Origin of the sequence: Flavobacterium sp., from assembly GCF_031411595.1 — a bacterium.
Taxonomy (GTDB): Bacteria; Bacteroidota; Bacteroidia; order Flavobacteriales; family Flavobacteriaceae; genus Flavobacterium.
Genome location: NZ_JANOBI010000023.1, coordinates 47,051 through 73,987 on the forward strand (window position 1 = coordinate 47,051; position 26,937 = coordinate 73,987).

Here is a 26,937-nt window from a genome sequence, read left to right on the forward strand (position 1 = left end):
ATGATTGCTTTTAAACTTTACTATTATTAAATTTTAAGCCCAAAAATAAATCTTCAAAATACTGTGTAAAACACTAAAGCTCCTCGAAAAGCAAATCGTTTTTCTACCTAAGCGTTTCAAATGAGTTCGTAAAGTCAAATTGTTTCGCTCAATAATATTGGTGCAATATTGAAACCGTTTATGGATAGTATTAGGAATCAAAGCAGGATAAATATTTAATCGGTCAGTATAGATATGCTTGGGTGCAGATAAAATCAATTGGTTAACCAAAGGTTGAATATTCTCCTTTGTTTTAGCACCCAATACAAAGCCAACAATAGCCCTGCTTTTCCTTTCTATGGCATAAGTAATCCATGCAACATTAGTTTTATTGCCGATAAATGTCCAAATCTCATCCATTTCATAAGAGCATCCATTTTGTAAAAGTGGTTTTGGCTTTAATTTTTTTCCAATGGATATGATGCGGGTTAGAACCGTATTCTTTGATATATTCAGAATTCTGCCTATACTTCTGATGCCACAACTCTCTTTCAACAATGTGATTATTGAAGCATTGGTAGTATGTATATAAGCTTGATACTTATAAGTAGTTTGAAATTTATTTTGGCACAGCTTACATTTATATCGCTGTACTTTTGATTGAAATCCATTTTTAACAGATGTTCCGCTACACTTAGGGCAATATACTTTTTCCATCCCCTAATTTAATACACGTAGGCAAAACAAAGCCTCTATTCAGACAATCTAATAAAATTTAAATCTTGAAGGCATAGATTTCTATAAGAAAAAACAACACTTAGATTTTTTACTAGATGCTGTTTTTCAGCGTTTTAATTTCAAAATTAAGTGCATGCCCTAAGTTGATACATTACCGGCATCAAGAACTTCATTAAGAAAAGCTTCATTTAATTTGTAATTTTCACCATCTAATTCAAAATCATTACCTAAATACTTAGGATAATTATTGGAACTTCTTTCAAATTCATGTTCGTGATAATTATAATTTGGATAATCATTTTTTCCAATAACATAGACTTCTAATTTTACCAATAATGATTTTTTCTCTGCTTCAGATTTGGCTGAAAACTCTAACGAATTAAGAATATTAAAGAACGATTGTTTTTTCATTGTCAGATTAATTATAGTTAATCTAAGTTAATGAATTCAAGAAAGGAAAAGTAAAAAGGGGAATAATAGGGGAAGATAAAATTAAAAAATCTCTAAATCGCTATATTTAAACGTTTTAGAGATTTTTAAAGTGCGGATAATAGGACTCGAACCTACACGCCTTGCGGCACCAGATCCTAAGTCTGGCATGTCTACCAATTTCACCATATCCGCTCAATTGTGGGTGCAAATATAAATATAATTCTCAATTATCAATTCTCAATTCTCAATTTTTTTATCAGTGTTTATTTTATACATTTGAAACTATAAAACTTTCAAACCAACATGGACACTATAAAATCGTACGTGCAGCAGCACAAAGATCGCTTCATTGAAGAATTAATCGAATTGCTTAAAATCCCTTCCGTCAGTGCTGATCCTGTTTATTCTCAAGATGTTATCGATACTGCAGATGCCGTAAAAGCAAGCCTTGAAAAAGCAGGTTGTGATTTCGTGGAAATTTGCGACACACCGGGTTATCCAATCGTTTACGGAGAAAAAACCATCGACAAAAATCTACCTACGATATTAGTCTACGGACATTACGACGTTCAACCGCCAGATCCAATGGATTTGTGGACATCGCCACCCTTCGAACCTGTCATCAAAACCACCGACATTCATCCCGAAGGTGCTATTTTCGCACGCGGTTCTTGTGACGACAAAGGTCAAATGTATATGCACGTGAAAGCGTTAGAATATATGGTGCAATCCAATACGCTGCCTTGCAATGTCAAGTTTATGATTGAAGGCGAAGAGGAAGTCGGCTCCAAAAGCTTAAGCTGGTTCGTCGAGCGCAATCAAGAAAAACTCAAAAACGATGTCATCTTGATTTCCGATACGGGTATGATTTCAAACCAACAGCCATCCATCACCACCGGTTTACGCGGATTGAGTTATGTAGAAGTAGAAGTAACCGGCCCAAACCGCGACCTACATTCCGGATTATACGGCGGCGCAGTGGCCAATCCAATCAACGTTTTAGCCAAAATGATTGCGTCGCTTCACGATGAAAACAACCACATTACGATTCCGGGTTTTTACGACAAAGTAGAAGAACTCACGACAGCCGAAAGAGCTGAAATGGCCAAAGCACCATTCAATTTAGAAAATTATAAAAAAGCATTAGACCTTAACGATATCTATGGCGAAAAAGGCTACGTAACCAACGAAAGAAACTCCATCAGACCAACGCTAGATGTCAACGGAATTTGGGGCGGTTACACCGGTGAAGGCGCAAAAACTGTTATAGCCAGTAAAGCCTACGCCAAAATTTCGATGCGTTTGGTACCACACCAAGATTGGGAAGAAATCACCGAATTGTTCACCAAACATTTCGAAAGCATTGCTCCAGCAGGCGTGACCGTAAAAGTAAAACCACACCATGGCGGGCAAGGTTATGTGACGCCCATCGACAGTATCGGCTATCAAGCTGCGAATAAAGCCTACACCGAAACCTTTGGCGTTCCTGCCATTCCGGTGCGTTCGGGTGGTAGTATTCCGATTGTCGCGCTGTTCGAAAAGGAACTCAAAAGTAAAACCATTCTGATGGGATTTGGTCTCGATAGCGATGCGATTCACTCGCCAAATGAGCATTTTGGGATTTTTAATTACCTCAAAGGCATTGAAACGATTCCGTTGTTTTACAAATATTTTGTAGAATTAAGTAAATAAAATTCAACACGGATTTCACTAATTAGCACTAATTTTTTTCGTGTTAATTCGTGAAATCCGTGTTTATAATTTTTGGGCGTTACCACAAGGGTCGGGCTTTCCACTCTCAACCTTTTGTGACGGTGTTCCTCACAAAAGGTTTTCCACTACAATCCCTAACGCGGACCGAACAGACCAAGTAAAGCCATTGCAAAGCATAGGTTTAATACTTTTGCATAATCTCCATAATTTTTCGTGCAGGCTCTCTAATCTCAACCGCTTTACTGTTTAAATAACCTTCACTGTCTTTTTCTGTTAACGCTTTAATGGCGACATAGTAAGGAGCCAAAATAGTATTAAACCCATTTTCTTCAAGAAGGGTTGCCAGCCAATTGCCATACCCTAATTTGGTAACCACAGCTCCAAAACGCCACCAATCGTCTTGAGTATTGTTTGGCAATCGATCTTCAATTTTTTGAAAAGCATTTAGTAAATGTTCTTTTGCAGTACCTTCATTTCGTTTGTACAATTCAAATAACGATTTATTCAACCAATGTGAATCTTCAATCTCTTTATTGATGTCTTTATCCAAAGAATTAAATATATCTTCAGACTCTGTAAGCTTATTGATTTTATCTCTGTAGAGAAAAACCAAGTTATATTTTGCGTAAATATTATCCGGACTAATTTTAATGGCATTTATAAAAGCCTCCTCCGCTTTTTGATATTCTTGAAGATAATCAAGGTATAAATTCCCTAATCTATTATATAGGAAAGAATTATCTTCATTCAACTCAATGGCTTTTAAATATGCATCTTCCGATTTTTTATAGTCTTGAAAATGATCTCGATATAAATATGCTAATCCATTCCAAGGATTAGCATATTTATTATCAAACTCAATGGCTTTTAAATATGCATCTTCCGATTTTTTATAGTCTTGCAAATAACTTTGATATAGATTTCCTAAATTATACCATGGATAAACATATTTTTCATCAATCTCAATGGCTTTTAAAAATGCGGCTTCCGATTTTTTATAATCTTGCAAATAATCTTGATAAAGAACTCCTAAATTATTCCATGAGTTAGGGTCTTCTTTATCCAGTTCTATCGCTTTTAAATACGCTTTTTCTGCTTCATCGAATTTCTTCAAATTCACGTGATATAAATACGCTAAATCAAACCATGTATCAGCATCTTTATTATTCTTTTTTAACTTGGCTAAATAGGTTTTCTCTAACTTAATAAAGTCTGTTTTTTCTTTATCAGTTTCCGGCTCTTTACTCAATCCAAATTTTTCATATACTTCAGGATTGGTTTTGGCTTCTTCTTTTAGTTCGTTATGACATGCTTCTTTGATTTGTTTTTTTAAATTTTTGTCCGTTACTGCTTCGGCTAAAGCCAATTTATAGGTTATTTGGTTTACGTTTTCACTTTTTACAGACAAGCTGTTTTTTGCCACTTCATGCAAATCATCGCCATAAAAAGTTTCTAAAAACTTAGACAAACAATACAGTTCTTTCTTTTGTCTGCGGCTGCTTCTGCGCATTAAAAACCAAATATTAAAAAAACGTTCACTAATTTGATACGCACTGCCTTTGGCTTTATAAGCGTCTAATCTTTCTATCCATCCCAGTTCTACCAATCGTTTTAATTGTGGTGAAAGCTGTCCGTTTTCTAATTTGGTTTCGTTACGCAATTGCTCTAAATTCATTGGGTCCCAATGCAATGCAATGGCGTCAACAATAATTTGAGATTGGTTGGACAATTCTTCAAAACGAGCTTTATATAAGGGCGTTATTTCATCTAGTAACGCTTCTAAATCGTCGTTAATTTCTTTAGAAAATCCTTTTACAATAATTTTAAAAAGCATTACAGCCGTTCTTGGATTTCCACCGGTTAATTGGTGAATCGTTTTGAGTCGACCAATTTCGTCATGAATATTGGCTAAAACTTCTTGCGCATTCGTCAACTGGGCCAGATTGTTTAAAATGTCTAAAAGCTCTTCAAACTTTAATCTGTTTAGATGGGTTGTTTGAAAAGCATCATAAAATGGTGCTCCATAATTTATAGTATCTTCAATATCTACAGCACTGGCTCCTATTAAAATTGGCGCGTTATTTTGCATCAACCAAGCCCGTAAAATATGTTGTTCACTTTTATCTAGTCGGTCAAAAATAAAACTCATATTATCAATTAATAATACAGGTCTTTTATTAATCTTATTAGACATTTCAATCAAAAATTGAAAAGCTTGTCGGGCTACTTCATCATCATCTTTGCTTTTTTGAAGTTCTTTAACTTTTGAGTCAATTAAGTTTACTTCGTCTTTGCTTTTCACCAACTCTAATGCATCAGCCATCGCATCTAAGCTATTGAGCCAAAACTCTGCTAGGTTACTCAAATTGTATTGTTCTTCTGGAAAAAGTAAAGGAATGAATTTTGAATCTTTTTTTCTTAACTCAACTTCTATTCGCTTCAATAAGGTGCTTTTTCCCATGCCTCTTTGACCAATAAACAGGTAATGTTGCGGAATACTGTTGGCTTTTTCTTTTTTAATTTTATCCATTAGCAAGAGAAAATATTTTTGTCTAACTACAAATAAATTTTCCACGGTTTCATCATCCAATCGCTGCGGATTGTACAAGCCTAATTGGCTTAATGACAGTTGTTTTATTTTTTTCATCATTTTGAAAATCGGTTATACCAAAAATCTCTTAAAAGCGGCGAACGAAAGGCGTATTTTAATTCTTCTTCGATTAAATAACCATCGTTTTGTAGCATGTATAAAAGTTTACTTAAAATTGATTCTGTTTTTTCTTCATCATTAATCTTAGCGTTTAAAACGGTAAAAAGCATACCTCTGCTTTCTCCTTGTTTATTTATTGAAAGCCTTTTTAACAATAGACGCGCATAGATTTCCAAAACATTATATTCATTTAAGCGTTCTTCCCAAGTATTTAAGTGTTTTTCGCTTATTAATAATGTATAAGCTTCGTCAACAGTTTTAGTTGTTATTTCCCTATCCTCAACTTGAACTAAATGATAAAATTTAAAAAATAAAATTTGAATAAAATAGGGAAGTAGCCAACCTAACTTATTCAATTTATATTCAATTACTTCTTCAGAAAGAATAATTCCCTCTGATCTCGCTAACTCTAATAACAATTCTTTTGCTTTTTCTCTTTTAAACGCACCTATTGGATAAGGATCAACATCATTAAAAGTATAACTCAAATTATGTTGGTTGGTAAAATTGTCAATCCCAATAGAACTACAAAATATCCAGCGAATTTTTGTACCGGAAACTTGTCTAAAACTTCGTAACCAATTCAGAAAAAATTCAGCATTCTTCTTTCCTTCTTCAGGATCATTATCTATGAAGCTACTTAATACCACTGTTAATTCGTCAACCATAATCAAGGTTTCCTTTTCATGATTTAAAAGTTTTTTTAAGTTTTCATACACATCGCTTTTAGATGATCTCCATTCCAATGTTGCTTTTGCGCCTTCATATTCAATTGATGTCTTAATACTTTCAAGAATTTTTTCTATTTTATTTGCTGATGTATTTACAACCTTAGTCCACCAACTTTGACTAGTTAATTGTTCAACAAACTTTTTAACGAAGCCTTCTTCTGATTTTACTTCTTCCAAATTTATCTCTAAAGTGTCCCATCCATTTTCTTTTGCTTCCTTCAAAACTCTTTTAGCGAGAGACGATTTCCCTACTCTTCTTGGCGCAGAAAGTATAATGGAATTACCTTTTTTAATATGTCTCCAAACGAATTCTAATTCTTTTTCTCTTCCAAAAAAATCGTTTCCTTCAACTGGAGAGCCTGTAATATTGTTTATCATAAACTTAATTTTAAAACACAAATATACATATTTAAATATATGCAAAAATGAATATTTAATTTTATAATTCAAATGTTAAAACAAATCCTACATCTTATTTGTTTTTTGCTTCAATCCACCGCGACATATATTGGGTGCTTGCCATCGTGTGATGCATCAATAACGAACCGATGAAATTATCGTTTCGGTGTTTTTTTATATTCACTAACACTTCCAAAATACTTTCGATGAAATCAGTTTCAAATAAAGTTTTTTCATAGCGCTGATTCACAATCGCAATACCATTTTGTTGCGCCTTTTTCCAAAGCAATTCTTTTTGATAAAGCGCAATCGCAGCATCAACAATACTTTCAATGTCATCGGCAATCATGCCATTCCAAGGCAAATCTCCCGACATCGATTCCGCTCCAATGGTTGTGGTGACACTTGGTGTTCCGCATTGCATCGCTTCTAATAATTTCCCTTTGGCTCCGGCTCCAAAGCGAATGGGTGCTAAAACCACGCGTGCTTTTCGAACTACTTCTTTCGCATTTTCCGCTCTTCCTAAAACCAAAAAGCGGTCTTTGGGTTGGTGCAATTGCAATACTTTCTGGGACGGATAGGCGCCATAAATCAACATCGATGCTTCGGGAAGTAATTTGTGAATTCGTGGCCAAATCGATTCTTTGAGATATTGCACCGCATTCCAATTGGGTTCGTGCAAAAAGTTGCCGATAAAAACAAAGTCTTTTCGGTCTTCAAATTTCAACCAGTTTTCAGTGGTTTTAGTATTAATTTCATCAACCAAAAAAGGCAGATAATACAACAAGTTCTTATCAATTTTAAATTGATTTTGTAACAAATCCATTTCAACCTCAGAAATAATTAACGAAATATCAGAGCGTAAAATGCTTGCGATTTCTCTTTTGGCCACATCAGAATATAAATCGTCAAACTGAAAATCTTTTTTTTCTTGAAAATCTTTTTGTCTTGCCAAACGCAAACAATGCAAATCAACAGTTTCTAATATTCGCATAGCATTCGGGCATTGTTTTGCAACACGCCAACCAAATTGTTCTTCCACCATAAAGCGATCAAACAATACTATCGTCGGATTCAAACCTTTAATAAAAACATCAAAATTTGAGTCGTTGATATTAATGGAAACTTTTTCAATACCTAATGAAATCACATCAAACATAAAATCACTATACGAAGCAGCGCTCGCAAAAGTCACGGTCCAACCTTGTTTTTGAAACAAAGCAATCAGTTGTAGCATTCGCGTTCCAGCAGCCGAAGAATTGGGTTCCGGCCACACAGAACCAATGATAAGTATTGATATTGGTGTTTTCATATTGTCGTTGCAAAATAACACTTTTAAAAACAGAGTTTAAAATAAATTGCTGTGATATAACAAGCTGAAACTTTTGGCGTTACTTTTGTACTAATCATCATCATCAATCAGTTTCGGGAAACCGGCACTACTAATCAATCATCATGTTAAAATCCTTTTTCATCCTCTGTTCCGGAGCCGATAAAAATCTGCTACAAGATTGCTCCGAAGGCGAACAAACCAAATTTGTTGGTATTGGCGCAACTGTTTTCTTTACTGCTGTTATGGCATTTATCGCGAGCTCATACGCACTGTTCACTGTGTTCGACAGCATTTATCCCGCATTACTTTTTGGTGTTGTTTGGGGTTTTTTAATTTTCAATCTCGACCGGTTTATTGTTTCCACGATCCGCAAACGCGATAGTTTTTGGAGTGAGTTTTTGCAAGCTTCCCCAAGAATCATTTTAGCGGTTATCATTGCAATTGTAATTTCAAAACCATTAGAAATTAAAATTTTCGAAAAGGAAATCAATACCGTTTTACTCAAAGAAAAAAATGCCATGGCCTTGAATAACAAGAAAGAAGTTTCGAATTATTTTCAATCCGATTTAGATAAAAACAAAACAGAAATCGACAGTTTGAAATCTGAAATCACTAAAAAAGAAACGGAAGTCAATGCGCTTTACGAAACGTATATCACCGAAGCTGAAGGTACAAAAGGCACGATGAAACTCGGAAAAGGACCAGTGTTTAAAGAGAAAATCGCCAAACACAATCTTGCCAAAACAGAACTCGATACGTTGCAAAAAAACAACCTTATTAAAATTGCCGAACGCGAGAAAAAGACCAAAACACTACAAGCCGACCTTGATAGAAAAGTAACCGAAACCCAACCGATTATTGATGGTTTTGATGGATTGATGGCGCGCATCAATGCGTTAAATAAATTGCCATTAATCCCATCGCTGTTTATCATGTTGTTGTTTCTCGCCATTGAAACTTCGCCAATCATCGCCAAATTATTGTCTCCAAAAGGCGAATACGATTTTAAATTGGAAGATATCGAAACGGCATTAAAAGCCACTTTATCACAAGACAAATACCAGCGCGAATTGCTCGTGAGAACCAGCGCTTCGATGCATGATCGGGTTTATGAAGATATTGCACAAGACAAAAAACTGTACGATTTGCAACGCAAAAAAGCTACTGAATTGTTAGAGTTGCAGGCGAATGGGTTTTTGGAAAAACAGAAGAGAACTTTATAACCACATTGTTTTTTACCGCAAGGTTCGCTAAGATTTATAAATATGAAACCCGACAATTTATAGTTGCCGGGTTTTTATTTTAATATTATTTTTCATTGCGCGCTTTGCGTAAACCTTTGCAAACCTTGCGGTTAACCCTCTAAAACTTCGCCCTGAATTTTCTTCGTCAAGCTTTTAAAGACCAAGTCATACGAATGATCAATCAATTCTTTGAGGAAACGATCGGTCACATCGCGATTGACTTTCACTGTATTCCAATGGGTTTTACTCATGTGAAAACCGGGTTCGATGTCATCATACTGCGCGCGCAATTCTTCTGCCCGATCCGGATCGCATTTGAGATTCACCGCCGGATTGCCTTTTTCCCATTCCTTCAATGATGCCAAAGCAAACATTTTTCCGCCGACTTTAAACACTAATGTGTCTTGGTCAAAAGGTAAATGTTCAGTGACTCCTTTTTTGGAAAGGCAATATTCGAAGTAATTTTCAATATTCATTTGGATGATTTTTCTAGTGAACCTAGATGTGTGAATTTGAATCCCGTTTCATATTTCAATCCATAACCAAACAATCGATCCATGGATGAATGCGCGAATAAGATGATTCCAATTAATTGAACGATTGGATTTGAAATATAAATCCCAAGCAAATACAGCACAATCGCAATGCCGCGATGGTGAAAAACATTATACATCCATGCTCCGGTTTTATTGCCAAAAGCATAACCAACCATGCCAATATCGGGCGTGAGAATTAAAACTAAAAACCACCACCAAGCGTAATCCAGTTGGTTGAAAAGGAATATTCCCAAAAGGAATAAAGCAAGTTCTTCAAGTTGAATGATTGTTTTCATGATACTATTTTCTCCATCATTTTCTCCGGATGGGCCAACGGTTTAAATCCATATTTCTCATATAAGAAATGGGCATCTGAAGTCGCAAGCCGCCAAATTTTGACTTGCTGTAATTGCGGTTCTTGCATCATCGCATCGATTAATACCGAAGCATAACCTTTACCACGATGGGCTTCGTCAATAAAAACATCCATTAGATAAGCGAAGACTACATAATCGGTAATCACGCGTGCGAAGCCAATTTGTTCACCATCGAGATAAATGCCAAAGCAAAACGAATGGTCGATGGTTGTTTGCACTTCTTCCAACGTTCGTCCCGCTGCCCAATAAATATCTTTCAAGAAATGTTGAATGAACGGCACATTGAGGTGTGTTTTATCTGTTGAAACGGTAATCATATGGAATATAAAACGGGTTTGCTCGGGCTGGCGTCATTTTCAAACGAAGCGATTTGAATGTTGAGTAAATAATTTCCATCTTCAACGTCATCTGATACAAAAATCATTTCGGTAATAGTTGCATCCATTCGCGCATCGGCATTCAAATTATTAACATCTTTTACATTCCAGAATGCTTTGTGCGCGGCTAATTTTCCGTCGTCATGTTCTTTGTCAACACTAGGCAAATCAATCAGTAAATGATTTACGCCAATCTCAAGAAGGAATTGCGCAGCAACATCTTCGAGGTAAGGCGGATTGGTATTCGAATAATTTTGATGTAATTTATGTTCGTCGTTTGGCAAAGTCCGGATGATAATCGCTTCCGGTGTTTTTCCTGCTAGCGCTTTTTCGATTTGATTTTTAGTGATGACCCAATCCTCGGTTTGCCATTCGGGTGCTATTGAAACGAGTTCGGCTAAGAAAAAAAACTGTTTTAACGATTGATTGATACTATAAAACTCACGCGTAATATGCCCCAAACATTCAGTATGTGTGCCATGTCCGTGTGGGTTGAAAAAGATGTTGTTGAAATTCGTCGAGGAACTTCCTTCCGAAACTTTCCCAACCCAATCTCCAAAACGGACAGGTTCGATCACAGGTTTATCGATATACCAAGCGATTGGGTTTTTATCGGTATTGGTTAATGGAATCGAAATGTCGATGGGTTTTGACAGATTGACTTCGAAGTTTTGGTTTTGTGTGGTGATTGTAGCTTTCATTTTTTACCGCAAGGTTCGCAAAGGTTTAATTTATTTCTCGCAAAGTCGCAAAGTCGCAAAGAAATACATTGACAATATCTTTGCGCCTCTGCGCCTTTGCGTGATGACTATTTATTCCAAATTTATCAAAAATAAATCACTCGCAATTCCATCAGTCAAAAACTTTCCTTTGGAGGTGGTTTTTAGAATGCTATTTTCAATTATAAGCAATTCATCATCAAGGAATTTTTGTGCTTGTTGTTTTAAATAAACCAATTGTTTGCTGCCAAATTCTGTTTCAATGCGATTCAAATCGACACCCCAAATGGTTCGCAATCCGGTCATGATGTATTCGTTGTAACGATCCTGCATCGAAAGGATTTCCGTTTCATTCGGCAATTGATTTTCTTGAATTGATTTCAAATACAACGCATTGTTCGCTACATTCCAACTTCTTGAAACACCGTCGTAACTGTGCGCTGATGGACCGATTCCTAAGTATTTTTTACCGAGCCAATAACTCGAATTGTTTTTTGAAAAGTAGTTTTTCTTTCCGAAATTCGACAGTTCATAATGAATGAAATCATGCGCTTGGAGCGTTTCTGTTAAAATTACAAATTGCTCTTGAGCTGCTTCATCACTGGGTTCGACAATTTTCCCTGTTTGAATGAGTTTCTTCAACGCGGTTTTAGGTTCAACTGTCAAAGCGTAACTCGAAATATGCGCAATGTTGAATGACAACGCGGTTTCAATATTTTGTTTCCATTGTTCATTGCTCATGCCTGGAATTCCATAAATCAAATCGATTGAAATGTTGTCGAAATGCTTCGTGGCTTCCGTTAAACATGCTTTGGCTTCATCGGCATTGTGCGCGCGATTCATGAGTTTTAAATCCTCTTCAAAAAAAGATTGAATGCCTATCGATAAACGGTTGATGCGATTGTTAGAAAGTTCGATGATTCGATTGTTGGATAAATCGTCTGGATTGGCTTCGAGTGTGATTTCGGGATTTTCAGCAACCGTGTAATTTTCATAAACCGCATCAATCAAGAATTTCAATTCAGCAATCTCTAATACACTTGGCGTTCCGCCTCCAAAATATATGGTTTCTACGATTTGATTTTTAAATTCATTGGAGCGCATAGTCAACTCTTTCGCCAATGCCAAAACCATTTCGTCTTTCTTGTTCATCGAAGTTGAGAAGTGGAAGTCACAGTAATGACACGCTTGCTTGCAAAAAGGAATATGTATGTAGATGCCAGACATTTTGGAGTGTTCAGTGTTCAGGTTTTTAGTGTTCAGTGGATTCGGATTTGAAGATTATTCTTTTTTCGAACCAAACTTTTCGGGATTTAATATCATATAGTTGATGAGTCTTCCAACTTCTTGGCTTTCTGAAGTTAATTCATCAAAAAATTTTTCTGAAATATATTGACATGAAAATGCAAACGCTAACCATACTTGTGTTTCTGAGTTTTCTGCATCAGAATCGGTCAATTTGCTATAATAGTTTTTTGGGTAAATCCTCTTTCTATAGGCTTCTGCAATCGTTACCGGAACACTTCTGGAGGAACGTCTAATCTGATCAGTCAATGAATATGTTTCTTCTTTTGGAAACGATTTTGTCATTTCAAAAATTTTCATCGCCAAAGCAAACGATTTCTTATAAGCCAATAAATCCTGAAATGTCATCGATATCTATTTAAACTGAATACTAAAAAACTGACCACTGACCACTGACCACTACTTCTTAACCCGTTCCTCATTCTGTTTCACAAAAGCATCCCAACCCGTATAACTTTTCTCACCAACGATTTTACCGGAATTGAAAAAATGACAAACCGCAGCCGCCAAACCATCGGTGCTGTCGAGGTTTTTGGGTAATTCTTTCAAACCTAATAATTGTTGCAACATCTTGGCAACTTGTTCTTTGCTTGCATTTCCGTTTCCGGTAATCGCCATTTTGATTTTCTTGGGTTCGTATTCGGTGATCGGAATTTGGCGTGACAAACCTGCAGCCATAGCAACGCCTTGTGCTCTTCCGAGTTTGAGCATCGATTGTACGTTCTTACCGAAGAATGGCGCTTCAATCGCAATTTCGTCGGGATGATGCGTTTCGATGAGTTCTATGGTGCGTTCGAAAATGACTTTGAGTTTGGTGTAATGGTCGTCGTATTTGCTCAGAATTAATTCGTTGAGTTGCACAAATTCCATTTTTTTGTTGACGACTTTAATCAAGCCGAAACCCATGATGGTTGTGCCGGGATCGATGCCTAAGATGATGCGTTCGTTTGCCATGTATTTCTCGCTAAGGCGCAAAGGCGCAAAGTCTCGATTGATTCGTTATTGTAAAGTGTTTTGCTTTACTTTGCAACAATGATTGCAATTCCCCACAAAGCTAAACAATTCCTTGTTTTTATAATCAAAGTTTTGATTGTATCGGGCGCATTTTATTTTATTTACCGGCAATTGGCAGACAACGACCAACTCGATTGGCAAAAGTTTACCGCTTTGTTCCATAAAAACCAATCGGTTGGTGGGATTTTATTTTTGTTGTCACTCAGTTTTCTGAACCGATTTTTTGAAATTTTGAAATGGCAGAATCTCGTCGCTTCATTTGAAAAAATTTCTTTAAGTGCAGCAACAGCACAGGTTTTAGGAGCTTTAACCGCAGGAATTTTTACACCGAATGGTTTGGGTGAATACGCCGGAAAGGCTTTGTTTTTTGAGAAAGCCAAAACCAAGAAAATCGTGTTTTTGAATTTAATCTGCAACGGCATTCAAATGCTATTGACGGTGGTGTTTGGCGTTTTTGGGTTGCTGTATTTCAATGCCGAGTTCAATATCATTACGACTAAAACCATTGCGATTCTTTTCGGATTGTTGCTTGTATTAGTTGTTGCTTCGTTCTTCTTAAAAACCATTTCAATTAAAGGGTATTCGCTTGAAAAACTCGTGCATAAAATCAACCAAATTCCGAAACCAATTCATCAGAAAAATATCGTTTTGGGATTGTGCCGTTATTTGGTTTTCTCGCATCAGTATTACTTTTTATTTCTGGCTTTCGATGTGCATTTGCCGTATTTGATTTTGATGTCGGCCATTACGAGTATCTATTTTCTCGCATCGTCATTACCCAGTTTTCAGTTTTTGGATTTTGCAGTGAAAGGAAGCGTAGCCGTTTATTTCTTCGGATTGTTGGGCGTTAACGAATGGATTGTTATTTTTATCACGACGCTGATGTGGTTGTTGAATGTCGTGATTCCTGTGGTCATCGGAAGTTATTATGTGTTGAATTTTAAAATGAAATCCAAATGATGATTTTGATTTTGCTTTTGATTTTGTTGGTCTATGTGGTCACAATCGCACAACTCATTGTGGGTTTTGACAAGATTAAAACCACACACTTTACCCAAAGCAAACCCAAAACTTTTTTCGCGATTGTCGTTCCGTTTCGCAATGAAAGCGCCAATTTACCGATACTCTTAGAAAGCATTAAAAACCTGAATTATCCAAAAGAGTTATTCGAGATTATTTTGATTGACGACTTTTCTGAAGACGATTCGGTGCGTCAGGTTTACAATTGGCGCATGGAAAATGGTGTGTTTCAAACAACGCTTTTAGAGAATATCCGATTGTCGAATTCGCCCAAAAAAGATGCGATTTCGCGTGCGATTCCGATTGTCAAAAAGGAATGGTTGGTTACGACTGATGCAGATTGCGTTGTTCCCGAAAATTGGCTGATGGCTTTGGATCAATATATTCAACAATATGATGTTGAAATGATTGTTGGTTCGGTTGTTTATGATTGCAAGAAATCGTTTTTGCATTATTTCCAACAATTGGATTTGATCAGTTTGCAAGGCGCAACGATTGGAAGTTTCGGAATGGGATTGGGGTTTTTGTGCAATGGCGCGAATTTCTGTTACACCAAATCGATGTTTGAGAAGCTGCATGGTTTTAAAGGGAATAATCAAATGGCGAGTGGCGATGATGTTTTTCTATTGCAAAAAGCGATGCATGAATATCCTGAGAAAGTACATTTTTTGAAATCTAAAGAAACGATTGTCCATACAAAACCGACGGCAAGTTGGACTGAATTGTTTTCGCAACGTGTGCGTTGGGCATCGAAAGCGGGTTCGTATCAAAGTGTGTTTGGAAGAGATTTGGCGGTGATTGTGTTTGGCGGAAACCTAGCTTTGGTTGTAGGTTGTATGTTAGCAGTTTTTGGTTGGTCTTCTTGTGCAGTTGTTGGAATTTTGTTTGGGTTGAAGTTTGTGGTGGATTGTATTTTACTTTATAAAGCCAATCGATTTTTGAGGAAGAAGCGCATGCGGTATTTGTTGATGGGTAGTTTGTTGTATCCGTTTTTTTGCGTAGTGGTTGCTGTGTTTTCTTGGTTTGGGAAATATGAATGGAAGGGAAGGCGGTTTTAGATTTCTCGATGCACTCCGAATGACAGGTTTCGAATGGATGATAAGACCTAGCCCTGATGGCAGTGAGCATCCTTTTGCGGCGGCGTTCGACGCAAAAGATAAAACGGACAGCAGGACCCGAGCTCCTAAAAGCGAACAGGCGAAGCAAATAGCTCCTACTTATGCGCTACATTTAAAATTACCGGAAGTATAAATTGTGTCTTTACAGGAATGCCGCGCTTGATGGCGGGATTGACTTTTGGAAAATCGATGAGTCGTGTTTTGATGATGCTGTCGATTTTGGTCGTGTCGTATGAAAGCGTGTCTTTGAATTGTGGCTCGAACTCGAATGTGGCGTTGGGTAACACCGTTACTTTTACGTTGATGGTATCGAGTTGTGGGTATAAAACACTCAGGGTATCGGTGTTTAATTTTTGTTGGATGAGTTGCGTGAGGTAATCAAAAAAGCATTGTTTTTTTTGTGTTTTGTCGACTACGGAATCGCAATTGGTGAAGTTTGGTAATTCGTCTACTTGATTCCAATTGATGCTTTTTAGCTCTTTTTGCAATAGTGCGTCTTGATCAGGAATTTGTCTGTTGACATACTGACACGATACGAAACTCAGAAGTAGTAGCAATAATAGTGGAATTCTTTTTCTCATATTCTTTAGGCAACCGGTTCGGTCTAAGACGGACTAAAAGTACAATTTTATTTTAAAAGTTAGAAAAATAGTTGTCGGTTGTGGGTTGTTAGTTGGTTTTTTACCGCAAGGTTCGCAGAGTTTTTGTGTTGTAATTGACGCAAAGAACGCAAAGAGTACTGTTTATCTTTTAAGTAAATAAGGTTTGATTTCTTTGATCCAGATATCGTAACCGAGATTGTTCATGTGTATATTGTCTTCGCGGAATAATTCGGGTTTTGATTTTCCTTCGGGTGTTAGCATCAAACTGTATACATCAATAAAATGGATGTTTTTTTGAGTGGCGATGTAATCACGGATCAGCTTGTTGGCCTCGATTACTTTTGTTAGGTATTTTTCTCTTGACGGGCTGGGTTTGATTGAAATATAAACGATGGGCGCGTTGGGTAGTCTTTCTCTTATGAGTGTCAATAAATGTTTGGTGTCTTTTAGAACGGTTTCGCTCGTGGCTTCATTGGCGATATCATTTTCTCCTACATAAATAAAAATTTGACGCGGTTTGTATGGCGTTATCAAATCGTCAATGTAATACGTTATGTCCTTAATTACGGCGCCACCAATACCTCTGTTGAGCACCGCGTAGTCTGCAAAAGTTCTTTCCAGATCGTTCCAAAGTCTGAATGAAGAACTTCCGATAAATAAGATGGGTTCTTTTGGCGGCGCATAAATCTTATCATACTGCTTGATGGTTTGGATGTCGTTTTGAAACCTCGAGGCATCTTGCGAAAACAGTAGGGAAGTGCAAAAAAGAATGGATAAAATATGAAGGAAAGTTATTTTTTTCATGATGTAGACTTGATACACGAAAGATAAGGGAATTGCCCTAAAAAACAAAAAAGCCATCCACAAAAGTGGAAAGCTTTTCATTGGTCTAACTACTAAACCTGCTACGAGTTACAAAGTCGTAGCGAAAACAACACAACTATCTTTAGGCGTTCGCCTTTTGGGACAAAAAAGGTTTCCGTTTCCGAAAACCTTTTCCCCAATTTAGCGGTCTGGACGGGACTCGAACCCGCGACCCCATGCGTGACAGGCATGTATTCTAACCAACTGAACTACCAAACCTCTGCATAATTGCGGTTGCAAATATAGGATACATTTTTGTATCTGCAAGCGATTGTGTGAAAATATTTTAGAATTTTAAAACCGATTAACCAAAGGTTTGTTTTTCAACCAAGTATGTCGTGAGTATCTTTTCGAAATCTGCGCCAACATTTACAGGAACGTACTTTATTTTGTTCTGCGCGCAGGTTTGTGCCAATTTCTTGAAGTAGCTTTGCACGTTTTCTTCGTAGATTTCTTTTACGTTTTCGGCGAAAAGGGTGACTTCTTCTCCGTTTTCGATATCGATGAATTTTCTGGGTGCGTTGTCATAATCGAAATGAAGCTCTGTTTTGTCATCGATAACGTGAAACAGAACGACCTTGTGCTTGTCGTGTTTGAGGTGTTGCAGCGCATTGAAAAGTGCGTTATCATCTTTCGATTGCAACATATCGGTAAACAAAATAATCATCGAACGGCGGTGGATTTTCTCAGCGATTTGATGCAAGAATGTAATCGTATCGGTGGTTTTTGTTGTTGTTGGTGCTTCGAGAAGATTTTCGAGTTTGTTCAATAGCATGCGTTGGTGGCGGTCGCTTCCTTTTTCGGGGGCGTAATATTCGTACGTATCGGAATAGATACTCATGCCTACGGCGTCGCGTTGTTTTTTGAGCAAGTTCATCAAGACTGCAGAAGCCAAGACTGAAAAACCAATTTTACTTTCGTAGAAAGGTTGGTCTTCTTTTAGTTTTGGGTAATGCATTGATGAGGAATTATCGATAATCAAATGGCATCGCAGGTTGGTTTCTTCTTCGAAACGTTTGGTGTACAGGCGGTCGGTTTTGGCGAACAGTTTCCAGTCGATGTGTTTGGTGCTTTCGCCTGAATTGTAGACTTTGTGTTCGGCAAACTCAGCAGAAAATCCATGAAAAGGCGATTTATGCATGCCCGAAATGAAACCTTCTACGACTTGGTTGGCAAGCAGTTCGAGATGTTGGAAGCTTGATATTTTTTCTAATTGCGATTCGATGTTCATGCTTCAAATGTAATGAAACGTTGTAGGATTAAAAAATTAAAAATTTCTTAAAACCACGAAGCGTTCAACCTAGCCCTGATGGCAGTGAGCATCCTTTTGTGCCGGCGTTTACTTCGTCAGTTCGCCAAAAGGCTCGGGTGGCGCAAAAGATAAAACGGACAGCAGGTTGGAATATTCGAGATGAAAACAGGCGTAATGCTCCTAAACTTTAAAAAAGCCCGACTGATGCAGCACCTTTAAGGGAGTTATTGCTTGATGAATTTAGCGCTAGTTTGGCCTTTGTCTGAAAGGATTCTCAGGAAATAGTTCCCTATTGGCAAGCCTGATACATCGATGGTTTTGTTGGGGTGAATTTCGGTAAGGATTAGTTGCCCAAGCTGGTTGTAAATACAAATCGAATCGATTGCGAGACCTTGTTTCGAATCAATGGTCAGTATCTCTTTTGTTGGATTTGGCGATAGCGTGAAGTAAGTATTGCATTCAAAATCGGGTATGCCGAGCAATTGAATTGTTGTTACAGCAGTATTGGTTTGGATCGGAGCGTTGTAATCAAAATAAATCTTGGCATCATTGCTCAAAGAATCTCCGGGAACGAGTGTTGGTTGGGTTTTGATTTTAAAGGCAACATAGCCGTCGTTATTGGCATCATCAAACGGAAGATTGATGTTTTCGAAGATGAATTCTACGGTATTGGGTTCGGATATTTTTGTGGTGAATGACTGGCTGACATCAATTGGGATTAAAGAAGAAAGGTCGAATTTGGTCGTATCGATGGTGTCTTTTACAACAATATTTTGCGCTGCTGCGGTGCCGTTATTTTCAAAATGGATGATGTAATGCACATATTTGCCAATCATTTCAGGTGCAATGGAACTTCCTTCAAGACAGATTTTGTCGTTAGGATCAATAGCGCTTACAACCATTTGGTGAACGGTACTTATATTGTCGGAAGGAGTTTCATCTGTAGCGCCTGTAACTGTTGCCGTATAGATTAAAATATCGCCTGGGTTTAAAGGCGGGGTTTCTATTGGTGAATTTAAATTGAATACCAGCAGTATTTCCGCTGATTCAAAAGGTTGGAGATTGGCAAAATTCCACGTCAGCAAATTGGCGCTTTGTGAGGCAACCGCAGGAGTGGAGCTGATCAAATCTAAAGCATTGTCAAAATTGAGGCTGACCGTTCCCGATTGTGCATGCGTTCCTTTATTTTTGTAGATGATTTTACAACCAGTATTAAAACCCGGACGTGCGCCAAACAAAGGAAGGATAGTCACTTCCAGATCGTTGTGTGTTCCGTTTGGGGTGATACAGAAATCCTGGGTAAACGGACTCACATCAGCTGGGAAAGTAGCGCTGCTCGATGCTGGCGAAATCGTAAAATAGAGTGGGTTCTCAAGTATAGGTGTCAATGTATGCGTACCGGCCTGAACAGCATAATGGTAATTTCCGGACGCATCTGAAATGATGGTGGCGTTGTTGACTCCGTTTGAAAACAATATTTTCGCATGCGGATAAATCAAATCTGAAGCATCGCATCCATTCAAATCGTTGTCGTAGGTGGTATTTCCTTGTATGGTATAATAGGCACCGCCCTGTGTAAAAGAGCAATAGCTGTTGGTATGGCAATTCGTATAACCATAGGTGGTTATTTTGGTTTCAATGGCTGAAAGTTGACTTTCATCGGCACAGATGTATTCTAAATTTGGGTTGGTTGCAAAATTGAAAATGGTTTCGTTTTTCCCGTTTTTCATAAAGATCGACTGGAGCAATGCATTGCTGGAGCAATACAAATAGTTTAGCACAGTAGAATGGCTAACATCTATGGTAGTGAGGAGTGTGTTTTCGCATCGCAAGTCATAAAGCGCTGCGGCGTTACTGAAATCGAGTACTGAAATCGGATTGGCCTGGCAATAAAACGATTGCAACTGTGGCAAACTGTTGATTGCCAATTGATCAATCTGATTGTTTTGGCAAAGTAATCTGTAAATCGCCGGACATTGGCTTACCTCTAATGCGGTTAACAAATTGTCATTGCAATCGAGTATTTGAAGGTTTGATAAATGGGTTATGTCTAAAGATGCAAGTTGGTTGAATGAACAATTGATTGATTTAACATTGGTTGTCAGGCCAAAATTTAATTGGGTCATTGTGTTGTATGGGCATATCAAGGTTTCAAGGTTGGTCAGACTACTTACATCAAGCATCGAAATCTGGTTCCAGCCCAAATACAATGTTTTCAATTGTGGCAAATGGCTTAAATCTATGGTCTGTAGTAAATTATAATTGCAATAGAATGTGCGTAGATTGGGTAGGTTTAAGTCGATTGTTGTTATGACATTATGCGTACAGTTCAACAAGTAGAGGTTTGTAAAACTATTAATTCCTTCCAATGAAACGATGCTGCCTATATTGTTGACGTCTATAAAAAAGGCTTGTTCTGCTTCGACCACTTCAATTTCGCCGTTATTGTTGGCGTCAATTTTAATATAATGACCGTTTACGTCCTTTACAATGGTATTTTCGGGGGCGGATGCAAGTAGTTTTGCTTTAAAATTAGCATCAGGAATACTGACTATCTGAGCATTCATTGAAGTTATGAAGTAAAAAAAGATTAGGAGTAATGAATATTTTTTCATGTGTTGGAATATTATGCTGTGATCTTGTTGGCTTCCTTGACTTGGTCGGTATTGACTTTGTTAAGTTTATTTTTTAAATATAATTCGCGTTACTGTTTTTTCAGAAATATTACATTGAATTAAATACATTCCTTGGGTTAAGTTTGAAATATCCAATTCCTTATTGTCAACGGTTTTTTGGATAATGATTTCTCCTAAGAGATTATAAACTTTTACAACAAAAGGGGTGTTTTCTTGCCTATCGAAATTTAATAAGTTGGATGTTGGATTTGGATATACTTTTATTTCATCATTCAATGGATTGAAGTTGGTTGAAGTTAATGTTGTTGCATCAAATACAAATATTTTCCCATCATGAGTTGCAAAATAAACCTTATTGCCATCGACCGCTATACCTCCTTGCGATTGCCCGTCATTGAGTCCTGTAATACAGGTGTTAAAAAGCGACCAATTAATGCCATCTGTTGAAGTATAAATTCCAATGGTACCAGTTGGTACTGAATTATTACTACCGGAATGGAAAAAAACATGCCCATTGGCCGTGGTTACTATTTTAGAGACTTGTAATCCAGATCCAATAAAATAATCTTGAATACCACTGATTGGTGACGTGGAGTGGTTGGTCATATTAGCAAAACCCAGCGATTGTGTCCAATTGACGGAAAACATATTGGTTCCGTTAAAAAGTAGATTATTGTCAAAGGTAAAGCCAATTGCTCCTAGGTTACCGGTGTCAGATAGCGGACGCATCGGACTTGTTGTGTTTTTTAAAGTAGGGTTAGTGGCTTGGCATACAAAGAAATCAGCCGGATGAAAACTGGCACCATTATCATCTGAATAGATCACTCCCGCACCTTCGGTTCCTGCATACAATCGACCATTGCTATCTACGTTAATACTGTAAATGGCCCCGTCAATCGCATTGCCACTGTAGCTAGGATAATAACAAGGATAAGCACTTTGCACCAATGCAGATTCATCTATTTTTATAAAACTCGAGCCATTATCGGTGCTTTTGAAAATATTGGCCCATTTGGCACCTACCCATAAATTCCCATTGGGTGATTTTGCCATACAGAATGCTCCTAGAGAGGCAGGAAAATCTACAGCAACACTGCTCCAAGTATTGGTGGTATTGCTATACTTAAATAAAAATGGTTCTGAAGTATTAGTTCTAAAAACACCTACAATAGGTTCGCTAGCCGAATTACTAATAATAGCTTGAATATTATTTGTAATACTTACCGGAACCGGTATGGTGGGCATTGGGCTAAAAACACCTGTAGCCGAATTGGTATTGGCTTTGTATATAATACCTTTAGGTCCCGGGCCCGCAACCAAACCATAAAAGATGTCATGATTTGCAGCCACTTCAAGTTTTGGAAAAGATCCTGCCGGTAATCCAGTAGCCCATAACTGCCAACTCTGTGCATTTGAATTCCAATAGAACAGCAATAAAAGTAAGGTTGTTATCATGTTTTTCATCTCTTAGTCTTTGATTATTAATTTGGTAGTTAGCGTTGCTTTGTTGTTTTCAATTAGTTGTAAGAAATATAAACCACTTGGTAAATTCTCACGAGAAAGAGTCATTGTCTGTCCCGAAAAATTGTTTATGGTTTTAACTTTTTGCCCTTGTAGATTATAAATATTTAGGTCAGCATTTATTATTGTCGCAGTAAATGAAATTGTCGCAGAAGAATCAAAAGGGTTAGGGTAAATAAGTGATTGCGGGCTATTGTTGCTTAATTGGCTAAACCCTGTTGAGAGATTACAATCTGCAAAAACACCTGAAAAGCCCCATCCCAAACCACTAATTCCGGTTATAGTAAAAGAGGTAATATTTATTGCATTTAACTGAACGTCTTGAAATGAATAGTTGCCCTGAGCGTTACTGTTTGTTCCAACCAGATTTCCGTCTGAGAATATAATTCCATCAGGTCCCGGAGAAACCCCGCATGCTTCTTTGGGGCTATACGATGCTGATGATGAAGTCAATGGATAACTCACACCATTGATACTTATAGAAGCTGCGTCATCGTCATTCATTCCCCATATTCTAAATGACGGATACGATTGCGGGTTTATAAAAGTAACGGTAACTGAATTTCCATTACCTGATAACCAGCGTATAGGCTCAATTGACGAACAATCATAGCTTTGAAAAGAACCTCCGGAAAAACTATAAGACAAAATATCTGTTGCCGTTGAACTGGAAGGAATGTAGTGGCATTGTGCATTTGAAGTAAAGCCAATAAAGGCCATTAAAATTGTAAAAAGTAATTTTGTTTTCATTTTATTGTCTTTTAAGATTTTTGGATATAGACAATTTTACTCCCAACGTTTTGATCAGTCAGCAATAATTAGTTTGTTTCTAAAAATAATTTTATTGTCTTGTGTTAACATAAAAAAATACAATCCGCATGTTAGATTTTGACGTTGGAAAAAAAATGACTTTCCTGAAATGTTGTTTAATTGATAAACTTGTTTGCCAATTAAATTGTAAACGGTTAAAGTTGCATTCTTCAAAAAAGTATCTGATTGAAAAGTTGTTGCTGTAGAAAATGGATTGGGAAATGCTTTAATTTCGATGGTTTGATTATCAATAGAGTTTATTCCTAAAGGGATTGTATTGTTATATCTGGCTAAAGCAAATTCAACACCATTGACCCTGCTACTTCCTGCTACCACAATTTTGCCGTCATTTTGTATGGCTACAGCATATCCATTATCATCTTCAGGGCCTATTGGAGTAGTCGTAATTCCGTCGGTACCGAAGGTATTGTCTAAACTACCATTGGTGTTGTAACGGACTAAAGCAAAATCATTATCGATGCCATTAAAAGTTTCTCCTGCCACCAAAATTTTGCCGTCACTTTGTATCAGCAAAGCATGGGCGATATCGTAAGATGCAGCAATAGCGGTAGTAACCCTTCCATCGCTATCAAAAGTGGTGTCGAGACTACCGTTGGGGTTATAACGAACCAAAGCAAAATCATTATCAGTGCCATTATCACTGAATCCAGCCACGACTATCTTGCCGTCATTTTGGAGAGTCAACGCAGTTCCTCGATCATCAGAAGTTCCTATTGCAGTCGTAACAATTCCATCGGAATCAAAGGTGTTGTCGAGGCTGCCATTAGTATTATAACGGACTACAGCAAAATCTTTATTCGTACCGTTATCACTGTATCCTGCCACCACAATTTTACCATTGCTTTGCAGGACTACAGCAGTTCCATAATCATCCGTTCCGATAGATGTAGTAACGATTCCATCGGAGTCAAAGGTGTTGTCGAGGCTGCCATTTGTATTGTAGCGGGCCACCGCTATTTTAGAAATACTGCCATTGTTGCTATAACTATTTCCTGTTACCACAATTTTGCCATCACTTTGAATGGTTACTGCGTATCCGTAAGCATCAGTTTCTATAGATGTTGTTACAATTCCATCGCCGCTGAAGGAAGTGTCTAAGCTGCCATTACTATTGTAACGAACTACAGCGAAATCATCATTAATGCCACTATAGCTATTTCCAGCAACCACAATTTTTCCATCACTTTGTATGGCTACAGCATATACATAATCGCCGGAAGTCCCAATGGCTGTAGTCACTATTCCATCAGTATCAAAAGTAGTATCTAAACTGCCATTGGTATTATAACGGGTCAGAGCGAAATCATTATTCGTGAAATTATCTCCATAACGATACCCTGCAACGATAATTTTACCATCACTTTGAATGGCTACAGCGCGTGCAAAATCATAGCTGTTTCCTATTGGAGTCGTGACTAGTCCATCGGTATTGAAGGTTAAGTCTAACGAGCCATTCTGAGCCAACGAAGGCAATGCATAAAGCACAGTAAGTATTACCGTTATTCTAAGTAGAGTCATTTTATTTTTCATTATTAAGCGTTTTTATATAATGCTATTACAATTGTATTTGAAGCAGTGCATAAGCATCTTTTCGATTTTATTCCAATTTATTCTACAATAATCGACTTGGTAGCCTTACCATGATTTGTAATAACTTCGACATAGTAACTGCCTTTAGGCAAGGTCGCCAAAGAAATATTATTCTTATTATCTGTAGCTATGAGTTGCCCTAGCGGGTTGTAAATATTGACTTTTTGAAGCGACTGATTTTCGTCCAAAGTGATATTGATATCTGATTTTGTCGGATTAGGGTATATTGTAAAAGCATCAGACACAAAAGAATCATTTGCTAAAATAGAGGATAAGTCATACACACGCACATGGCCTGAATTCGCTCCGCCTCCATCATTAGCATAAGCACCATTAGCTAATACATTTTCATTCGAAGACAGTGCAATTACTCCTGAAAAATCACCCGCTGCCTCTCCGTAAATTCGATTTCCTAAAAGCGTCCATACACCAGATTGATTTTGATATATTTTAACGATTCCGGCATCAGTTGCGTTGGCATCAGATTTAGGAGCTCCAACAACCAAGACATTTCCGGATGACGATAAACAAATAAAAGACCCCAACCATTCGCCAGCGACATCTCCAGTAATTTTTGCTCCAACTTGTTCCCAAATTCCAGATTGGTTCTGAAATACTTTAACACTTCCGGCTACGGTACCGTTTGTATCATCGGAGTAAGCACCAATGGCCAATTTGCTCCCGTCTGATGATAATGAAACACAACCTCCAAAAAAATCACCTGCTGTTTCTCCAACGATGTTCAATCCTATTGGTGTCCATACACCTGATATGTTTTGATAAACACTGGCTCTACCGGCGCCATTAAGTGGTGCTCCTATAGCCATAATGTTTCCATCAGAGGATAAAGAAATACTATACCCTAAATAGTCATTTACCGATCCATAAATTTTATTTCCTAATGGTGTCCAAACTCCCAAGCTGTATTCAAAAACAGTCACAACACCTGAATTTGTTCCGTTGGAATCATGAAATGGAGTTCCAACAGCAAGTATGTGCCCATTTGAAGATGTCGCAAGAAAACGTCCGAATTTATCTCCTGCCGCTTCACCATTGATGGTTGATCCTAATTGCGTCCAAACTCCAGATTGGTTTTGAAATACTTTAACGGCTCCTGAATCCAATCCGCCTGCATCAGATTTAGCTATCCCAACCGCTAATGTATTGCCATCAGCCGATAAAGAAACACTAGACCCAAACACATCTTCTGGCATATCTCCATTAAGGTCTGCCCCAATTTGCGTCCAAACTCCTGAAAGATTTTGATACACCCGCGTGCGTCCTGAATTCGACCCATTCCCATCGTTAAAAGGAGCGCCAACCGCCATAATAGTTCCATCTGACGATAACGATACCGTCGCTCCAAGTTCATCGCCGGAAGCCTCACCATCAATATCTGATCCTATTTGGATTTGAGCTGTCATAAGTACAGTGGTCAGTGTCATGATGATGCTTAAAAATAATTTTGTTTTCATATGCTAAATTTGTTTTGTTATTGTCTTTAATGAAATAGTTGTTTTATTCATAAGTCACTAAAATGCGGAATGATTTTGATAAAATATTACCCGAGTTCCCTGCTTTATTCCATATCGAAATATTGGTGGTCGTGACATAATAATCATACTCATATCCTGCGGATCCACCATAAGAAGGCGGTATGCTATTCCCCGGAGAGAAATCAACCAATACTGCTACCGATAAAATTTTAGAACTGGTCAGTCCATGATTTACACTTACTTGACCGCCTTGTGCTCCCGCTGTAGTTCCCGTTAGTTTTAGCATTTTTACAGCCGGAGCCGAAGAACCTAATTTCGTAAAGCCGTTGACTTCGAGTTCAGATGTAGGCGCCGTCGTGCCTATACCCACATTTCCGGATGCCGTCAATCGCATGACTTC

Annotated in this window: 25 protein-coding genes and 2 tRNA genes; 4 read left to right on the forward strand and 23 right to left on the reverse strand. The window is 37.6% G+C overall.

All coding sequences use genetic code 11. From position 1 onward, the window contains the following. Nucleotides 1-33 precede the first annotated feature (33 nt). From RMO03_RS04720 to RMO03_RS04730, 3 genes are all read right to left on the reverse strand, one after another. Entirely contained in the window at nucleotides 34-696 is a 663-nt protein-coding gene (locus RMO03_RS04720; RefSeq protein WP_309640937.1) for an IS1 family transposase, read from the reverse strand. Between the two features lie 159 nt (nucleotides 697-855). Next, nucleotides 856-1,128, reverse strand: a complete 273-nt coding sequence (locus RMO03_RS04725) for a hypothetical protein (protein WP_309640938.1) — start codon at nucleotides 1,126-1,128, stop codon at nucleotides 856-858. Between the two features lie 131 nt (nucleotides 1,129-1,259). Next, a tRNA-Leu gene (locus RMO03_RS04730) sits at nucleotides 1,260-1,341 on the reverse strand. A 111-nt stretch (nucleotides 1,342-1,452) separates the two neighbouring features. Here RMO03_RS04730 and RMO03_RS04735 point away from each other — a divergent pair. Beyond that, the gene (locus RMO03_RS04735) at nucleotides 1,453-2,841 is read left to right on the forward strand and encodes a dipeptidase (protein WP_309640939.1); all 1,389 of its coding nucleotides are present in this window, start codon (nucleotides 1,453-1,455) and stop codon (nucleotides 2,839-2,841) included. Between the two features lie 202 nt (nucleotides 2,842-3,043). Here the strand turns inward: RMO03_RS04735 and RMO03_RS04740 are convergent, their stop codons facing one another. The 3 genes from RMO03_RS04740 to RMO03_RS04750 all read right to left on the reverse strand — a co-directional run bounded on the left by RMO03_RS04740 (nucleotide 3,044) and on the right by RMO03_RS04750 (nucleotide 8,014). Beyond that, nucleotides 3,044-5,509: a tetratricopeptide repeat protein gene (locus RMO03_RS04740; RefSeq protein ID WP_309640940.1), complete on the reverse strand. Its 2,466-nt coding sequence runs from the start codon at nucleotides 5,507-5,509 to the stop codon at nucleotides 3,044-3,046. Further along, nucleotides 5,509-6,681 carry an AAA-like domain-containing protein gene (locus tag RMO03_RS04745; RefSeq protein WP_309640941.1) on the reverse strand — a complete coding sequence of 391 codons (1,173 nt, stop codon included), beginning with the start codon at nucleotides 6,679-6,681 and terminating at the stop codon, nucleotides 5,509-5,511. Before RMO03_RS04745 ends, RMO03_RS04740 begins: the two co-directional genes overlap by 1 nt. Before the next feature lie 94 nt (nucleotides 6,682-6,775). Further along, nucleotides 6,776-8,014 (reverse strand): glycosyltransferase family 4 protein, encoded by a 1,239-nt coding sequence (locus RMO03_RS04750; RefSeq protein WP_309640942.1) that lies wholly within the window; start codon nucleotides 8,012-8,014, stop codon nucleotides 6,776-6,778. 143 nt (nucleotides 8,015-8,157) lie between these two features. On the opposite strand from RMO03_RS04750, the gene RMO03_RS04755 reads away from it, so the two are divergent. Then, nucleotides 8,158-9,258 (forward strand): DUF4407 domain-containing protein, encoded by a 1,101-nt coding sequence (locus tag RMO03_RS04755; RefSeq protein WP_309640943.1) that lies wholly within the window; start codon nucleotides 8,158-8,160, stop codon nucleotides 9,256-9,258. 131 nt (nucleotides 9,259-9,389) lie between these two features. Here RMO03_RS04755 and RMO03_RS04760 read toward each other — a convergent pair whose 3' ends face one another. From RMO03_RS04760 to ruvC, 7 genes are all read right to left on the reverse strand, one after another. Further along, a complete protein-coding gene (locus tag RMO03_RS04760; RefSeq protein WP_309640944.1) occupies nucleotides 9,390-9,755 on the reverse strand; it encodes an MmcQ/YjbR family DNA-binding protein in 366 nt (121 codons plus the stop codon). After that, nucleotides 9,752-10,111, reverse strand: coding sequence for a DUF4260 domain-containing protein (locus RMO03_RS04765; RefSeq protein ID WP_309640945.1), 360 nt, complete (start codon nucleotides 10,109-10,111; stop codon nucleotides 9,752-9,754). The genes RMO03_RS04760 and RMO03_RS04765 overlap by 4 nt, the downstream gene beginning before the upstream one ends. Then, nucleotides 10,108-10,509, reverse strand: a complete 402-nt coding sequence (locus RMO03_RS04770; RefSeq protein WP_309640946.1) for a GNAT family N-acetyltransferase — start codon at nucleotides 10,507-10,509, stop codon at nucleotides 10,108-10,110. The genes RMO03_RS04765 and RMO03_RS04770 overlap by 4 nt, the downstream gene beginning before the upstream one ends. After that, complete coding sequence (locus tag RMO03_RS04775) at nucleotides 10,506-11,270, reverse strand: cyclase family protein (protein WP_309640947.1); 765 nt, start codon at nucleotides 11,268-11,270, stop codon at nucleotides 10,506-10,508. The genes RMO03_RS04770 and RMO03_RS04775 overlap by 4 nt, the downstream gene beginning before the upstream one ends. Nucleotides 11,271-11,381: 111 nt before the next feature. Then, the gene (gene hemW / locus RMO03_RS04780) at nucleotides 11,382-12,515 is read right to left on the reverse strand and encodes a radical SAM family heme chaperone HemW (protein WP_309640948.1); all 1,134 of its coding nucleotides are present in this window, start codon (nucleotides 12,513-12,515) and stop codon (nucleotides 11,382-11,384) included. Nucleotides 12,516-12,569: 54 nt separating this feature from the next. Beyond that, a complete protein-coding gene (locus tag RMO03_RS04785; RefSeq protein ID WP_309640949.1) occupies nucleotides 12,570-12,941 on the reverse strand; it encodes a four helix bundle protein in 372 nt (123 codons plus the stop codon). 51 nt (nucleotides 12,942-12,992) lie between these two features. Continuing rightward, complete coding sequence (ruvC, locus tag RMO03_RS04790) at nucleotides 12,993-13,547, reverse strand: crossover junction endodeoxyribonuclease RuvC (protein WP_309640950.1); 555 nt, start codon at nucleotides 13,545-13,547, stop codon at nucleotides 12,993-12,995. Nucleotides 13,548-13,625: 78 nt separating this feature from the next. Between ruvC and RMO03_RS04795 the strand changes: the two genes are divergently transcribed. Further along, a complete protein-coding gene (locus tag RMO03_RS04795; protein WP_309640951.1) occupies nucleotides 13,626-14,567 on the forward strand; it encodes a hypothetical protein in 942 nt (313 codons plus the stop codon). Continuing rightward, nucleotides 14,564-15,685, forward strand: a complete 1,122-nt coding sequence (locus RMO03_RS04800) for a glycosyltransferase (RefSeq protein ID WP_309640952.1) — start codon at nucleotides 14,564-14,566, stop codon at nucleotides 15,683-15,685. Before RMO03_RS04795 ends, RMO03_RS04800 begins: the two co-directional genes overlap by 4 nt. Before the next feature lie 155 nt (nucleotides 15,686-15,840). On the opposite strand, the gene RMO03_RS04805 is transcribed toward RMO03_RS04800, so the two are convergent. From RMO03_RS04805 to RMO03_RS04850, 10 genes are all read right to left on the reverse strand, one after another. Next, nucleotides 15,841-16,326, reverse strand: a complete 486-nt coding sequence (locus tag RMO03_RS04805; RefSeq protein WP_309640953.1) for a hypothetical protein — start codon at nucleotides 16,324-16,326, stop codon at nucleotides 15,841-15,843. Between the two features lie 162 nt (nucleotides 16,327-16,488). After that, the gene (locus RMO03_RS04810) at nucleotides 16,489-17,151 is read right to left on the reverse strand and encodes a GDSL-type esterase/lipase family protein (RefSeq protein WP_309640954.1); all 663 of its coding nucleotides are present in this window, start codon (nucleotides 17,149-17,151) and stop codon (nucleotides 16,489-16,491) included. A gap of 205 nt (nucleotides 17,152-17,356) precedes the next feature. Next, nucleotides 17,357-17,430 (reverse strand) — tRNA-Asp (locus tag RMO03_RS04815). 85 nt (nucleotides 17,431-17,515) lie between these two features. Continuing rightward, entirely contained in the window at nucleotides 17,516-18,442 is a 927-nt protein-coding gene (locus RMO03_RS04820) for a DUF58 domain-containing protein (protein WP_309640955.1), read from the reverse strand. Nucleotides 18,443-18,687: 245 nt separating this feature from the next. Then, nucleotides 18,688-21,078 (reverse strand): T9SS type A sorting domain-containing protein, encoded by a 2,391-nt coding sequence (locus RMO03_RS04825; protein ID WP_309640956.1) that lies wholly within the window; start codon nucleotides 21,076-21,078, stop codon nucleotides 18,688-18,690. 66 nt (nucleotides 21,079-21,144) lie between these two features. Then, nucleotides 21,145-22,563 (reverse strand): T9SS type A sorting domain-containing protein, encoded by a 1,419-nt coding sequence (locus tag RMO03_RS04830; protein ID WP_309640957.1) that lies wholly within the window; start codon nucleotides 22,561-22,563, stop codon nucleotides 21,145-21,147. 3 nt (nucleotides 22,564-22,566) lie between these two features. Beyond that, entirely contained in the window at nucleotides 22,567-23,370 is an 804-nt protein-coding gene (locus tag RMO03_RS04835) for a T9SS type A sorting domain-containing protein (protein WP_309640958.1), read from the reverse strand. A 54-nt stretch (nucleotides 23,371-23,424) separates the two neighbouring features. Further along, nucleotides 23,425-24,981, reverse strand: coding sequence for a T9SS type A sorting domain-containing protein (locus tag RMO03_RS04840; protein ID WP_309640959.1), 1,557 nt, complete (start codon nucleotides 24,979-24,981; stop codon nucleotides 23,425-23,427). 77 nt (nucleotides 24,982-25,058) lie between these two features. Further along, entirely contained in the window at nucleotides 25,059-26,516 is a 1,458-nt protein-coding gene (locus tag RMO03_RS04845; protein ID WP_309640960.1) for a T9SS type A sorting domain-containing protein, read from the reverse strand. Nucleotides 26,517-26,559: 43 nt separating this feature from the next. Further along, on the reverse strand, nucleotides 26,560-26,937 hold a 378-nt coding region (locus tag RMO03_RS04850; protein WP_309640961.1), incomplete at its 5' end, for a hypothetical protein.